The sequence below is a fragment of the Geodermatophilus sp. SYSU D00742 genome, from assembly GCF_054049935.1.
On the sequence record NZ_JBJGYJ010000001.1, the window covers coordinates 188,529 to 201,343 of the forward strand.

General features: G+C 73.0%; 12 protein-coding genes. All 12 read right to left on the bottom strand.

The window, feature by feature from the left end; translation table 11 throughout:
• Positions 1–15: 15 nt before the first annotated feature.
• On the bottom strand, positions 16–315 hold the full coding sequence (gene nuoK / locus ACI78V_RS00940; protein WP_456847993.1) for an NADH-quinone oxidoreductase subunit NuoK: 300 nt from the start codon (positions 313–315) through the stop codon (positions 16–18).
• A complete protein-coding gene (locus ACI78V_RS00945; RefSeq protein WP_456847995.1) occupies positions 312–1,136 on the bottom strand; it encodes an NADH-quinone oxidoreductase subunit J in 825 nt (274 codons plus the stop codon). The genes nuoK and ACI78V_RS00945 overlap by 4 nt, the downstream gene beginning before the upstream one ends.
• On the bottom strand, positions 1,133–1,807 hold the full coding sequence (gene nuoI, locus ACI78V_RS00950; RefSeq protein WP_456847997.1) for an NADH-quinone oxidoreductase subunit NuoI: 675 nt from the start codon (positions 1,805–1,807) through the stop codon (positions 1,133–1,135). Before nuoI ends, ACI78V_RS00945 begins: the two co-directional genes overlap by 4 nt.
• Positions 1,800–3,275: an NADH-quinone oxidoreductase subunit NuoH gene (nuoH, locus tag ACI78V_RS00955; RefSeq protein ID WP_456848000.1), complete on the bottom strand. Its 1,476-nt coding sequence runs from the start codon at positions 3,273–3,275 to the stop codon at positions 1,800–1,802. Before nuoH ends, nuoI begins: the two co-directional genes overlap by 8 nt.
• Complete coding sequence (locus tag ACI78V_RS00960) at positions 3,272–5,728, bottom strand: NADH-quinone oxidoreductase subunit G (RefSeq protein WP_456848002.1); 2,457 nt, start codon at positions 5,726–5,728, stop codon at positions 3,272–3,274. Before ACI78V_RS00960 ends, nuoH begins: the two co-directional genes overlap by 4 nt.
• Positions 5,729–5,801: 73 nt before the next feature.
• Positions 5,802–7,130: an NADH-quinone oxidoreductase subunit NuoF gene (gene nuoF, locus ACI78V_RS00965; protein ID WP_456848004.1), complete on the bottom strand. Its 1,329-nt coding sequence runs from the start codon at positions 7,128–7,130 to the stop codon at positions 5,802–5,804.
• A gap of 3 nt (positions 7,131–7,133) precedes the next feature.
• Positions 7,134–8,150 (bottom strand): NADH-quinone oxidoreductase subunit NuoE, encoded by a 1,017-nt coding sequence (gene nuoE / locus ACI78V_RS00970; RefSeq protein ID WP_456848006.1) that lies wholly within the window; start codon positions 8,148–8,150, stop codon positions 7,134–7,136.
• Positions 8,147–9,469 carry an NADH-quinone oxidoreductase subunit D gene (locus tag ACI78V_RS00975; protein WP_456848008.1) on the bottom strand — a complete coding sequence of 441 codons (1,323 nt, stop codon included), beginning with the start codon at positions 9,467–9,469 and terminating at the stop codon, positions 8,147–8,149. Before ACI78V_RS00975 ends, nuoE begins: the two co-directional genes overlap by 4 nt.
• A gap of 58 nt (positions 9,470–9,527) precedes the next feature.
• Positions 9,528–10,280 (bottom strand): NADH-quinone oxidoreductase subunit C, encoded by a 753-nt coding sequence (locus ACI78V_RS00980; protein ID WP_456848010.1) that lies wholly within the window; start codon positions 10,278–10,280, stop codon positions 9,528–9,530.
• A complete protein-coding gene (locus ACI78V_RS00985; RefSeq protein WP_456848012.1) occupies positions 10,277–10,957 on the bottom strand; it encodes a NuoB/complex I 20 kDa subunit family protein in 681 nt (226 codons plus the stop codon). Before ACI78V_RS00985 ends, ACI78V_RS00980 begins: the two co-directional genes overlap by 4 nt.
• 13 nt (positions 10,958–10,970) lie before the next feature.
• Positions 10,971–11,333, bottom strand: coding sequence for an NADH-quinone oxidoreductase subunit A (locus tag ACI78V_RS00990; protein WP_456848014.1), 363 nt, complete (start codon positions 11,331–11,333; stop codon positions 10,971–10,973).
• A gap of 98 nt (positions 11,334–11,431) precedes the next feature.
• Positions 11,432–12,691, bottom strand: coding sequence for a geranylgeranyl reductase family protein (locus ACI78V_RS00995; protein WP_456848016.1), 1,260 nt, complete (start codon positions 12,689–12,691; stop codon positions 11,432–11,434).
• Positions 12,692–12,815 lie beyond the last annotated feature (124 nt).

The following is a 12,815-nucleotide window of genomic DNA, read 5'->3' on the forward strand; positions in this document are numbered from 1 at the left end:
CCCGGGTCCCCGTTCTCAGTACTTGAGCAGGTTGGCGTCGTCGACCGACGCCGACCGGCGGGTCCGGTAGATCGACATGATGATCGCGAGGCCGACGACGACCTCCGCGGCGGCGACGACCATGACGAAGAACGCCATGATCTGGCCGTCGACGGTGCCGCTGGCCCGGGCGAAGGTGACCAGCGTCAGGTTCACCGAGTTGAGCATCAGCTCGATGCACATGAAGACGACGATCGCGTTGCGCCGCACCAGGACGCCGACGGCGCCGATGGTGAACAGGATGGCCGCGAGCACGAGGTAGTGCGTGAGACTCATCGGTCACGGCCCCCCGGGATGTCGCTGGGCGCCGGGTCGAGGGTGCCCAGCGCCGCGTCCGGGGTGCCGAGCTCGGCGCGGCCGGTGGGACGCGGCATCTGGTCGACCTCCTGGGGGTCGATCCCGGTGGCGAAGCTGTCCTCGGCGAGCCCGCCGTCGGGCAGCAGGGCCGGCGTGGCCACCGAGTTGGCCCGGGCGAACACCCCGGGGCCGGGCAGGGTCTGCGGCCGGTCGGTGAGGAACCGGGCCCGGGAGAGCTCCTTCTGGGTGCGCCGCGTGCCGGGCTCCCGCTCGATGTGGGCCAGCACCATCGCGCCCACGGCGGCGGTGATCAGCAGCGCGCTGGTCACCTCGAACGCCAGCAGGTAACGGGTGAACAGCAGCTCGGCGATCGCCTCGATGTTGCTGGTCTCCCCGCCCTGCACCGCGGCCAGGCCGGTGAGCGGCAGCTCCTGGGTGGCCCGGGCGATGCCCGCGCCGACCAGACCGGCGAACCCGATGCCGAGACAGATCGCGGCCACCCGCTGCCCGCGGAGGGTCTCGACCACGGAGTCGGAGGAGTCCCGGCCGACCAGCATGAGCACGAACAGGAAGAGGATCATGATCGCGCCGGTGTAGACGATGATCTGCACCGCGCCCAGGAACGGCGCCTCCTGGACGACGTAGAAGACGCCCAGCGCCAGCATCGTGTTCACCAGCCACAGCGCCGAGTGGACGGCGTTGCGGGAGAGCACCATGCCCAGCGCGCCGGCCAGGGCGATCGGTCCCAGCACCCAGAAGACGACGGCCTCGCCGGTACCGATCACCACGTCGGCGTTCACGCGTGGCCCCCCGGGACGGGCTGGTCCTCACGCGCCCCCGCGGAGTGGTCCACCGGCGGCGTGACCCCGTCCGCCGCCCGCACGTAGTAGTCCTTCTCGTCGCCCAGGCGCATGGGGTGCGGCGGGGCCTCCATGCCGGGCAGCAGCGGGGCCATCAGCTGCTCCTTGGTGTAGATCAGGTCGCGGCGGTTGTCGTCGGCGAGCTCGAAGTCGTTGCTCATGGTCAGCGAGCGGGTCGGGCAGGCCTCGATGCACAGGCCGCAGAAGATGCAGCGCAGGTAGTTGATCTGGTAGATCCGCCCGTAGCGCTCACCGGGCGAGTAACGCTCGTCCTCGGTGTTGTCGCCGCCCTCCACGTAGATCGCGTCGGCCGGGCAGGCCCAGGCGCACAGCTCGCACCCGACGCACTTCTCCAGCCCGTCCGGGTGCCGGTTGAGCACGTGCCGGCCGTGGTAGCGCGGCTTGGTCACCTTGGGGACCTCGGGGTACTCCTCGGTGGTCACCTTCCGGAAGATCTGCGCGAAGGTGACCCCGAAGCCCTGGCCGGGGCCGGGCAGCCAGCTGTTCCGCTTCACCGGGCCGGCGTCGCGGTCGCGGCGGGCGAGCTCGCCGCGGGAGGCCTGCGCCAGCCCCTTCTCCTCACCCTCGGCGGGCGGGTTCCGGTCAGACATCGTCGTCCTCCTGGCTGGGAGCGGCACCCCGCCGTCCGGTGCCGACCACACCGCCGGCGGGGACGGTCTCCCGGTCGCGCAGCCGCGGCGACGGCGGCACCGTGAGGTCCATGGGCGGGATCGGGAAGCCGCCCTCGGCGCGGCTCGGGCCGGTGGGCTGCGCGGGTCGGCGGCGGGGGCCGACCGGGGGGAGCACCTCGGGCTCGGCGTCGGTCGGGTGGATCGAGCCGGCCGCGGCCTTGGTGGCGGCGATCCGGGTGGCCCGGTTGCTCGCCCGGCTGGCCACGAGCAGCACGGCGAGCACGAGCAGGGCCAGCGGGACGCCCACGAACAGCGCGACCTGCCCGGTGGAGAGGTCCGCCTCGCGGGCGATGGTGCGCATGGTGGCGACGGCGAGGATCCAGACCAGCGCCGTGGGCACCAGCACCTTCCAGCCGAAGCGCATGAACTGGTCGTAGCGCAGCCGGGGCAGCGTGCCGCGCAGCCAGATGAAGACGAACAGCGCGACGACGACCTTGAGGAAGAACCACAGCAGCGGCCACCAGCCGGAGTTGGCGCCGCCCCAGACGGAGATCGGCCACGGGGCCCGCCAGCCGCCGAGGAACAGCGTCGCGGCCAGGGCCGAGACGGTGACCATGTTGATGTACTCGGCGAGGAAGAACAGCGCGAACTTCAGCGACGAGTACTCGGTGTGGAAGCCACCGACCAGCTCGCTCTCGGCCTCAGGCAGGTCGAACGGCGCCCGGTTGGTCTCACCGACCACCGCGATGGCGTAGATGACGAAGGAGACCGGCAGCAGGATCGCGTACCAGCTGGGTCCGGTGAACTCCAGGCCGAAGAACGACACCGGGTTGCCGTCGGCCTGGGCCGCGACGATCTCCGAGGTCGACATCGTGCCCGCGTAGAGGAACACCGCGACGATCGACAGCCCCATCGCGATCTCGTAGCTGACCATCTGCGCGGCGCTGCGCAGGCTGCCCAGCAGCGGGTACGTCGAACCCGACGCCCAGCCGGCCAGCACGATGCCGTAGACGCCCATCGCCGAGCAGGCGAGCACCACCAGGACGCCGATGGGGGCGTCGGTGAGCTGCAGCGGGGTGCGCTCGCCGAAGATGCTGACGGTCGGGCCCAGCGGGATGACCGAGAAGGCCAGGAACGCGGGGATGGTGGCGATCACCGGGGCCAGGAAGTAGACCGGCTTGTCCGCGAGCGCCGGCATGATGTCTTCCTTGAACGCCAGCTTCAACCCGTCGGCGAGGCTCTGCAGGTAGCCGCGGGGGCCGACCCGGTTGGGGCCGATCCGCTGCTGCATGCGGGCGACGACCTTGCGCTCGAAGACGATGGCGAACAGCGTCAGGAGCACCAGGACGGCGAAGACGCCGACGATCTTGATGAGGACGATCCACCAGACGTCGGTGCCGAAGTCCTCCAGCGTGGGCTGGTCGGGGGCGACCAGGACGTCGATCATGCGGTGCCTCCGGCGACGAGACGGACGACGCCACCGGGCGCGGTGCCCAGCGCGGTGCGGACCTCACTGCCCGGCGAGCGCATCGGCAGCCAGACCACCTGGTCGGGCATCTCGGTGACCAGCACCGGCAGGGTGATCTCCCCCATCGCGCCGCACACGGTGACCCGGTCGCCGTCGGCCAGGCCCAGCCGCCGGGCGACGTCCTTGCCGAGGCGGGCGACCGGCGGGCGGGCGGTGCCGGCCAGCTCGGGCTCGTCCCGCTGCAGGGTGCCGACGTCGAGCAGCTGACGCCAGGAGGCGAGCACCGCCTCGTCCTCGGCCAGCGGCGGGTCGGCCGGCGGGGCGACGTCCAGGCCGACGACGTCGGGACGCTCGGCGACGGCGCCCAGGGCGGCGAGCTCGGCGCGGGCCACCTCGGGGGCGGGCAGCCGCAGGTCGACGTCCATCGCGTCGGCCAGCCCCTGCAGGACCCGGCCGTCGGGCAGCTGACCGGTGCCGTGCAGGGTGGCGTCGAAGGGACGCAGCCGCCCCTCCCAGTCCAGGTAGCCGCCGGCCTTCTCCGGTGCCGCGGCCACCGGCAGGACGACGTCGGCGTGCTCGGTGACCGCACTGGGGAACATCTCGAGGCTCACCACGAACTGCGCGTCGGCCAGCGCGGCCGCCGCCAGCCGCGGATCGGGCAGGTCGGCGATGTCGACGCCGCCGACCAGCAGGCCGGCGAGGTGCCCGTGGGTGACCGCCGCGAGGATGCCGGTCGTGTCGCGGCCGGGCGTGGCCGGCAGCTCGTCGACGCCCCAGGCGGCGGCGACCTGCGCGCGGGCCCCGGCGTCGGAGACCGGGCGGCCTCCGGGCAGCAGGGTCGGCAGCGCGCCGGCCTCCACCGCGCCGCGCTCCCCCGCCCGGCGCGGCACCCAGGCCACGCGGACGCCGGTGGCCCGCACGAGCGCGGCCAGCGCGGAGAAGGCGCCCGGTACCTCGGCCAGCCGCTCGCCGGCGAGCACCACCGCCCCCGGCTGCCGCAGCGCCTCGACCGCCGGGCCGCCCCACGTGCCCTCGGCGAGCGCGGCCAGCGAGCGGGCCTCGGTGCCCGGCAGCGTGGTGAGCACCGTGGCCTGCAGCTTCTCGGCGGAGCGGGTGGCGAACGGCGCGAGGTCGAAGACCGGCAGCTCCCGGGTGCGCACGGCCCGGCGCAGCCGCAGGAACAGGATCGGGGACTCCTCCTCCGGTTCGAACCCGGCCAGCAGCACCGCGGAGGCATCGGTGAGGTCGGCGTAGGTGACCGCGCCGTTGAACGGGCCGGTGCCCGCGACGTGCGCGGCGAGGAAGGCCAGCTCCTCGGCGGAGTGCGCGCGGGCGCGGGCGTCGACGTCGTTGGTGCCGAGCGCGACGCGGGCGAACTTGGCGTAGGCGTAGGCGTCCTCGACCGTCAGCCGGCCGCCGGGCAGGACACCGACGCCGCCGGCCTCCCGCGCGGCGCGCAGCCCCTCGGCCGCCGCGGCCCACGCCTCGGGCCAGGACGCGGGCTGCAGCACGCCGTCCCGCCGGACCAGCGGCGTGGTCAGCCGGTCGTTGGCGGTGGCGTAGCGGAAGGCCCAGCGGCCCTTGTCGCAGTTCCACTCCTCGTTGACGGCGGGGTCCTCCCCGGCCAGCCGGCGCAGCACCCGGCCGCGGCGGTAGTCGGTGCGCTGGGCGCAGCCGGACGCGCAGTGCTCGCACACGCTGGGCTCGGTGCGCAGGTCGAACGGGCGGGAGCGGAACCGGTACTGGGCGCTGGTGAGCGCGCCGACCGGGCAGATCTGGGTGGTGTTGCCGGAGAAGTAGGAGGTGAACGGCTCGTCCTCGTAGATCGCCACCTGCTCCAGCGCCCCGCGCTCGAACAACTCGATGAACGGGTCGCCGGCGACCTGCTGGGAGAAGCGGGTGCACCGCGCGCAGAGCACGCAGCGCTCGCGGTCGAGCAGGACCTCGCTGCTGATGGGCAGCGGCTTGGGGTAGGTCCGCTTGACGTCGACGAACCGGCTCTCGGTGCGGCCGTTGGTCATCGCCTGGTTCTGCAGGGGGCACTCGCCGCCCTTGTCGCAGACCGGGCAGTCCAGCGGGTGGTTGATCAGCAGCAGTTCCATCGTGCCCTGCTGCGCCTTGTCGGCGACCGGGCTGGTCAGCTGCGTCTTCACCACCATCCCCTCGGTGACCGGCATGGTGCAGGAGGCCACCGGCTTGCGCTGGCCCTCCACCTCCACCAGGCACTGCCGGCAGGCACCGACCGGCTCCAGCAGCGGGTGGTCGCAGAACCGCGGGATCTGGACGCCGATCATCTCGGCGGCCCGGATGATCAGCGTCCCCTTGGGGACGGCGACGTCGAAGCCGTCGATGACGCAGTGGACGGCGTCCGGCGGGGTGTGCGGGCCGGGCACCGCGGGGACGGCGGCCGGCGCTGGCTGGGGGGTCGTCACTGGTCCTCCTCGCTGGCGCTCGTCGGCCCAGCTCCGTGTCGTGCCGTGCCCGTGCGTGACCTCGCGAGCTCGGTCACGAGGCCACTCCGACGGGCTCGAGCCGGAGGCTGCGGCCGAGGCGGGCCTGTTCCTCCGGGGGCAGCAGGGCGACGTAGTCGTCCCGGAAGTACTTCAGCGAGCTGGCGATGCAGCTGGTGGCGCCGTCACCGAGGGCGCAGAACGAGCGGCCCAGGATGTTGTCGCAGGTGTCGGTCAGCAGGTCCAGGTCGGCCGCCGTGCCCCGGCCGTGCACCAGCCGGTCGAGGATCTGGACCAGCCAGTAGGTGCCCTCCCGGCACGGGGTGCACTTGCCGCAGCTCTCGTGCGCGTAGAACTCGGTGAACCGCAGCGTGGCCTCGACGATCGAGTCGGTCTCGTCGAAGACCATGAGCGCGGTGGTGCCGAGCATCGAGCCGGCGGCGGCGACGGAGTCGAAGTCCAGCGGCACGTCGAGGTGCTCCGGGGTGAAGTACGGCGTGGACGAGCCACCGGGGGTCCAGAACTTCAGCTGGTGCCCGGGGCGGATGCCGCCGGCCATCTCCAGCAGCTCGCGCATCGTCGTGCCCATGGGCGCCTCGTACTGGCCGGGACGGACGACCCGGCCCGACAGCGAGTAGATCTTCGGGCCCGGGGACTTCTCCGGACCGAACTCCTTGAACCAGTCCGAGCCGCCGCGGACGACGAACGGCACGCTGGCCAGCGTCTCGACGTTGTTGATCACCGTGGGGGCGCCGTAGAGCCCGGCGACCGCGGGGAACGGCGGCTTGAGCCGCGGCTGGCCCCGGTAGCCCTCCAGGGAGTCCAGCAGCGCGGTCTCCTCGCCGCAGATGTAGGCGCCGGCCCCGGCGTGCACGATCAGCTCGAGGTCGTAGCCCGAGCCGAGGATGTCGGTGCCGAGGTAGCCGGCGGCGTAGGCCTCCTGGACGGCGCTGACCAGCCGCCGGTGGGCGTGCACCGCCTCGCCCCGCACGTAGATGACCGCCAGCTCCGAGCGGATCGCGTACGCCGCGATGACCACGCCCTCGATGAGCGAGTGCGGGTCGGCCATCATCAGCGGGAGGTCCTTGCAGGTGCCGGGCTCCCCCTCGTCGGCGTTGACCACGAGGTACTTGGGCAGTGCGGCCGGGCCGGTCGGCGTCTCCCCCGGCTTGGGCTGGGGGATGAAGCTCCACTTCATGCCGGTCGGGAAGCCGGCGCCGCCGCGGCCGCGCAGCCCGGAGTCCTTGACCAGGGCGACCAGTTCGTCGGGGGTCATGCCCAGCGCGGTGCGCAGCGCGGTGTAGCCGTCCAGCCGCTCGTAGGTGGACAGCCGCCAGGACTGCGGCTGCGCCCAGCGCGAGGTGAGCACGGGTGCGAGAGGCACGGGTCAGGCCTCCTTGCTGTCGGTGGGAGTGGTGCCCGTGGCCGGTTCGGTGGCCGGCGGGTTCTCGGTGCCGGCCCGCTGCCTGCCCCGCGGCTGCCCGTACTCGGCGCCCTCGTCCGGATGTGCCTGGGCCGCGCCCGCCTTCTCGGCCGGGGTGTCGGCGGCGGCGACGCGGGCGTCGGCCGCCTCCTGTCCCGGGGTCTGCCCGCTGCGGCCGGTGGGCCGCACGGTCTCCCTCGGTTCGCCCGTGTCGGCCGGCGGCTGCTGGGGGCCGGGCAACGGCGGGGCGGACTCGCCGCGCTCGGCGGCCAGCCGCAGTCCGGCCAGCGTCGGCCCGATCGCACCCTCGGCGTCGACGGCGGCGCGGTGGGCGCCGGCACTGCCGTACTGGTCGAACCCGGCCAGCTGGCGGGAGACGCCGCGGAAGTCGGTGAGCGGGGCACCGCGGGTGGGGTGCGGCTTCTCGCCGCGCCGCAGCGCCGCGACCAGGGCACGGGCGCTGTCGACGTCCTGCTGGTCGTAGAACTCGTAGTCGACGGTGACCACCGGCGCGTAGTCACAGGCGGCCAGGCACTCGGCGTGCTCGAGCGTGACCGACCCGTCGGCGGCGGTCTCGTCGTGGTGGACGCCGAGGTCGGCCGACAGCGCGTCGAAGATGCGCTGGCCGCCCAGCACGCTGCACAGGGTGTTGGTGCAGACGCTGACCAGGTGCCGGCCGGTGGGACGGCGCTTGTACATCGTGTAGAAGGTCGCGACGGCGCCGACCTCGGCCTTGGTGAGACCGAGCTCCTCCGCGCACAGCGCCACGCCCTCGGGCGACACGTAGCCCTGGTAGCTCTGCACCAGGTGCAGCATCGGCAGCAGCGCCGACCGCGGCTTCGGATAGCGGGCGATGATCTCCCGCGCCTCGAGCCGGGTCTGCTCGGTCAGTGGCGGCAGGTCGGCGGGCACGGGCTCGACGGGACTGGAGTCCAGCCCCGTGACCGCCGTCCCCTCGGCCGAACCGGGCAGGGCGCTCATCGATCCACACCCCCCATGACCGGGTCCAGGGAGGCGATGGCCGCGATGACGTCGGCGATCATGCCGCCCTCGCTCATCGCCGCCGTCGCCTGCAGGTTCACGAAGCTGGGGTCGCGCACGTGGACCCGCCACGGCCGGGTGCCGCCGTCGCTGACCACGTGGTAGCCGAGCTCGCCGCGCGGGGACTCGATCGGCACGTAGACCTGCCCGGCCGGCACCCGGAAGCCCTCGGTGACCAGCTTGAAGTGGTGGATCAGGGCCTCCATCGACTGGCCCATGATGTGCTTGACGTGGTCGAGGGAGTTGCCCATGCCGTCGGGACCGAGGGCGAGCTGCGCGGGCCAGGCGATCTTCTTGTCCTGCACCATGACCGGCCCCGGCTCGAGCCGGTCGAGCGCCTGCTCGACGAGCTTCAGCGACTCGTTGATCTCCGCCATCCGGACCAGGTAGCGGCCCCAGGCGTCGCACGTGTCGGCGGTCGGCACCTCGAAGTCGTAGGTCTCGTAGCCCAGGTACGGCTCGACCTTGCGGAGGTCCCACGGCAGGCCGGCGGCGCGCAGCACCGGGCCGGTGACGCCGAGCGCCACGCAGCCGGTGACGTCGAGGTAGCCGGCGTCCTTGAGCCGGGCCTGCCAGATGGGCTGGCCGGTGAGCAACTTGTGGAAGTCGGCCACGCGGGCCGGCATGACCTCCAGGAACTCGCGGATGTGCTCGACCGCGCCGTCCGGGAGGTCCTGCGCCAGGCCGCCGGGGCGGATGTAGGCGTGGTTCATCCGCAGTCCGGTGATCTCCTCGAGCAGGTCCAGGACCAGCTCCCGCTCCCGGAAGCCGTTGGTCATGCCGGTGAGCGCGCCCATCTCCATGCCGAAGGTGGCCAGTGCGACCAGGTGCGAGGCGATCCGGTTGAGCTCCATGACCAGCACGCGGACCGTCTGCGCCCGCTGCGGCACCTCGATGCCCAGCAGCTTCTCGACCGCCATCGAGTAGCCGGCCTCGTTGAACAGCGGGGACAGGTAGTCCATCCGTGTCACGAAGGTCGTCCCCTGGACCCAGTTGCGGTACTCGGTGTTCTTCTCGATGCCCGTGTGCAGGTAGCCGATGACCACCCGCGCCTTGGTGACCGTCTCCCCCTCGAGGTCGAGCACCAGGCGGAGGACGCCGTGGGTCGACGGGTGCTGTGGGCCCATGTTGACGACGAGCCGCTCCTCGCCGTACGCCTCGGTGCCGAGGGTCTGGTCCCAGTCGCCGCCGGTGACGGTGTAGACGCGGCCCTCGGTGGTCTCCCGGGAGCCGGCGTAGGGGTCGTACGTGGTGCTCATCGACAGGCCCTCCGGGTGTTCGTGGCGACGCCGGCACCGCCGGACTGCAGGCCCCTGCTCATCGGTAGGCCCTCCGCGTGTCGGGCGGGGGGATCGTCGCGTCGTGGTACTCCACCGGGACCCCGCCGAGCGGGTAGTCCTTGCGCTGCGGGTGGCCGTCCCAGTCGTCGGGCATGAGGATCCGGGTCAGCGCGGGGTGGCCGTCGAAGACGACGCCGAACATGTCCCAGGTCTCCCGCTCGTGCCAGTCCGCGGTGGGGTAGATCCGCGCGACCGAGGGGACGTGCGGGTCCTCGGCGGTCACCGCGACCTCCAGCCGGATGCGCCGCCGGTAGGTCATCGAGGTCAGGTGGTAGACGACGTGCAGCCGCGGCCGGCCGGGCGTCGTCGCCGGGCCGCCGCTGTCGAGGTAGTCGACGCCGGAGACGCTGCTGCACAGCTCGAAGCGCAGGGCCTCGTCGTCCCGCAGGGCCTGCACGAGGGTCAGCAGGTGCTCGCGGGCGACGAAGTAGGTGATCTCCCCGCGGTCGACCAGCACCCGCTGCACCGCGGCGTCGTACGTGGCTGGGCCGACCGCCTCGATCAGGGCGTCGGTGACCTCGTCGAAGTAGCCGCCGTAGGGCCGGTCGGTGGAGTGCAGCGCGACCGCGCCGCCGGGCTCGACGCGCACCAGCCCGCCGAAGCCGGAGGTGTCGCCGCTGCCGGAGACGCCGAACGCGCCCTTCCGGAAGCCGCCGCTCGGGGCCGTGCTCTCCTCGCGGCCGGCCTCACCGCTGCCCGGGCGGGCCGGCACGCCGCCGTCGTTGCTCATCGGCTGCTCCGGACGTACGGCTCGGGCAGCAGGACGGCGTTCCCGCCGCGCTGCTCGATCGCGAACTGGCCGGTGCGCCGCTCCGCGGCGGCCCGCTCGTAGGCCTCCCGCGCCGCCTTGTCCACCCGCACCGAGGAGGGCATCTCCACGAGCAGGTCCTCCGCCCGGCCCTCCGCCCGCGCGCGCTCCAGCTCGCGGGCCCGCTTCGGGCCGAGCGGCTCGTTCATGATCTTGTGGTGCAGCTTGAGGATCGCGTCGGTGAGCATCTCCGGCCGCGGCGGGCACCCGGGCAGGTACATGTCCACCGGCACGATGTGGTCGACGCCCTGGACGATCGCGTAGTTGTTGAACATCCCGCCGGAACTGGCGCACACGCCCATGGCCAGCACCCAGCGCGGCTCGGGCATCTGGTCGTAGATCTGGCGGAGGACCGGCGCCATCTTCTGGCTCACCCGGCCGGCCACGATCATCAGGTCGGCCTGCCGCGGCGAGGCGCGGAAGACCTCCATGCCGAAGCGGGCCAGGTCGTAGCGACCGGCGCCGGTGGCCATCATCTCGATCGCGCAGCAGGCCAGCCCGAACGTCGCCGGCCACAGCGAGGACTTGCGGGTCCAGTTGACCAGCTTCTCGACCGTGGTCAGCAGGACGCCGCTGGGCAGTTTCTCCTCGAGTCCCATGGGTGCGCTCCTGTCAGTCCCAGTCGAGCCCACCGCGACGCCAGACGTAGGCGTACGCGATGAAGACGGTGCCGATGAACACGACCATCTCGATCAGCCCGAAGACGCCGAGCGCGTCGTTGGCCACGGCCCACGGGTAGAGGAAGACGATCTCGATGTCGAAGACGATGAACAGCATCGCGACGAGGTAGTACTTGACCGGGAACCGGCCGCCGGTCAGGGGCTGGTCGACCGGCTCGATGCCGCACTCGTACGCGGTGAGCTTGGCTCGGCTGTAACGGCGCGGCCCGACGAAGGGGGCGACCGTGACCGAGAACAGCGCGAACGCCGCGGCCAGCGCGAACAGCCCGACGATCGGGACGTAGGTCGAGAGCATCAGTGGCACCCTACGGTGATGGAGATCACGCTTCCGGCATGAGGTGATCGTGGACAGGGCGTGTCGACGCGGCGACGCGGTGTGCGGATGGTCATCGATCAGACCGCCGGGGCCAGTCGGGTGAGGACGGCGACGACGCGGTCGAAGCGGTCGCCGTCCCGGCCGTCGGAGAGGTTGCCCATCAGCCGCAGCGCGGCGTCGACCATCGCCGGCCGCTTGAGGCCGTGGGCGGTGGCGAAGCGCACCAGCCCCGGCCGGTCGAGCAGCGCGAGGAACGCCATGCCGAGCCGGTGGTGGCGGCCGTACTCCTCCCGCAGCCGGGCGGGGTACCGGCGCAGCGCGTCCTCGCGGGCCGGCCCCTCCGGGCGGGCGAGCCCGTCGACGGCGGCCTCGGCCGCCATCGCACCGGTCTCCAGCGCATAGCTGATGCCCTCGCCGTTGAACGGGTTGACGGTGCCGGCGGCGTCGCCGGCCAGCAGCAGGCCGCGCGTGTAGGCCGGCCGCCGGTGCAGCGCCATGGGCAGCCCGGCGCCGCGCAGCGGGGTGACCGCGCACTCCTCCCCGAGCCCCCACTCCGGCGGCAGGGTGGCCAGCCACCGGCGCAGCACCGCCCGCGGCTCGGCCCCCGTGCCGCGACGGCGGTCCAGCAGCCCGAAGCCCACGTTGCTCGTGCCGTCACCCATGCCGAACACCCAGCCGTAGCCGGGCATCGAGTCGGCGCTCGGCCCGGAGGGGGACAGGTCGAAGGAGATGTCGAGGTAGTCGTCGTCGCTGCGCGGCGAGCGGACGTACCGGCGGACCGCGACACCCAGCGGCCGGTCCTCGCGACGGACGAGCCCCAGGGCCTTGCCCAGCCGCCCGGAGAGCCCCTCGGCGGAGACGACCAGCGGTGCCCGCCAGGTCACCGGCTCCCGGCCCGGGCCCTGCTCGGCGTGCACACCCGCGACGCGGCCGGCGTCGTCGAGCAGCGGCGCGGTGACGGTGACCCCCTGGACCACCCGCGCACCGGCGGCCTCCGCGTGCGCGGCCAGCCGGGCGTCGAGGTCACGCCGGTCACGCACCAGGCTGTGGGCGGGCCAGCGGTCCAGCGCCGGCCAGTCGACCTCGACCACCTGACCGCCGCCGGTGACGCGCAACCCCTTGTGCCGGACCCAGCCGGCGGTGTCCACGCCCATGTCGGCCAGCGCCCTCACCCCACGCGGGGTGAGCCCGTCGCCGCAGACCTTCTCCCGGGGGAAGCGGGACTTCTCGAGGACGACGACGTCGCGGCCGGCGCGGGCCAGGTGCCACGCCGCCGCGGACCCCGCCGGACCGGCGCCGACCACGACCACGTCGGCCCGCCGGTCGCCGTCGTCCACCTCGACCCCTCTCCTGGAGCGCCCGACTTTGTGAATTGCTTCACAAAGTCCGTCGGTCCCACTGTAAGCCTCGGTGTGACCTTGCTGACAAGTAGCCCTTCCGGGAGACGTACGTCACGGTTCC

Coding starts and splice junctions, on each gene's coding strand:
- nuoK (WP_456847993.1), bottom strand. CDS start 315: ATGAGTCTCACGCACTACCTCGTGCTCGCGGCCATCCTGTTCACCATC.
- ACI78V_RS00985 (WP_456848012.1), bottom strand. CDS start 10,957: ATGGGACTCGAGGAGAAACTGCCCAGCGGCGTCCTGCTGACCACGGTC.
- nuoI (WP_456847997.1), bottom strand. CDS start 1,807: ATGTCTGACCGGAACCCGCCCGCCGAGGGTGAGGAGAAGGGGCTGGCG.
- nuoH (WP_456848000.1), bottom strand. CDS start 3,275: ATGATCGACGTCCTGGTCGCCCCCGACCAGCCCACGCTGGAGGACTTC.
- ACI78V_RS00975 (WP_456848008.1), bottom strand. CDS start 9,469: ATGAGCACCACGTACGACCCCTACGCCGGCTCCCGGGAGACCACCGAG.
- ACI78V_RS00990 (WP_456848014.1), bottom strand. CDS start 11,333: ATGCTCTCGACCTACGTCCCGATCGTCGGGCTGTTCGCGCTGGCCGCG.
- nuoE (WP_456848006.1), bottom strand. CDS start 8,150: ATGAGCGCCCTGCCCGGTTCGGCCGAGGGGACGGCGGTCACGGGGCTG.
- ACI78V_RS00980 (WP_456848010.1), bottom strand. CDS start 10,280: ATGAGCAACGACGGCGGCGTGCCGGCCCGCCCGGGCAGCGGTGAGGCC.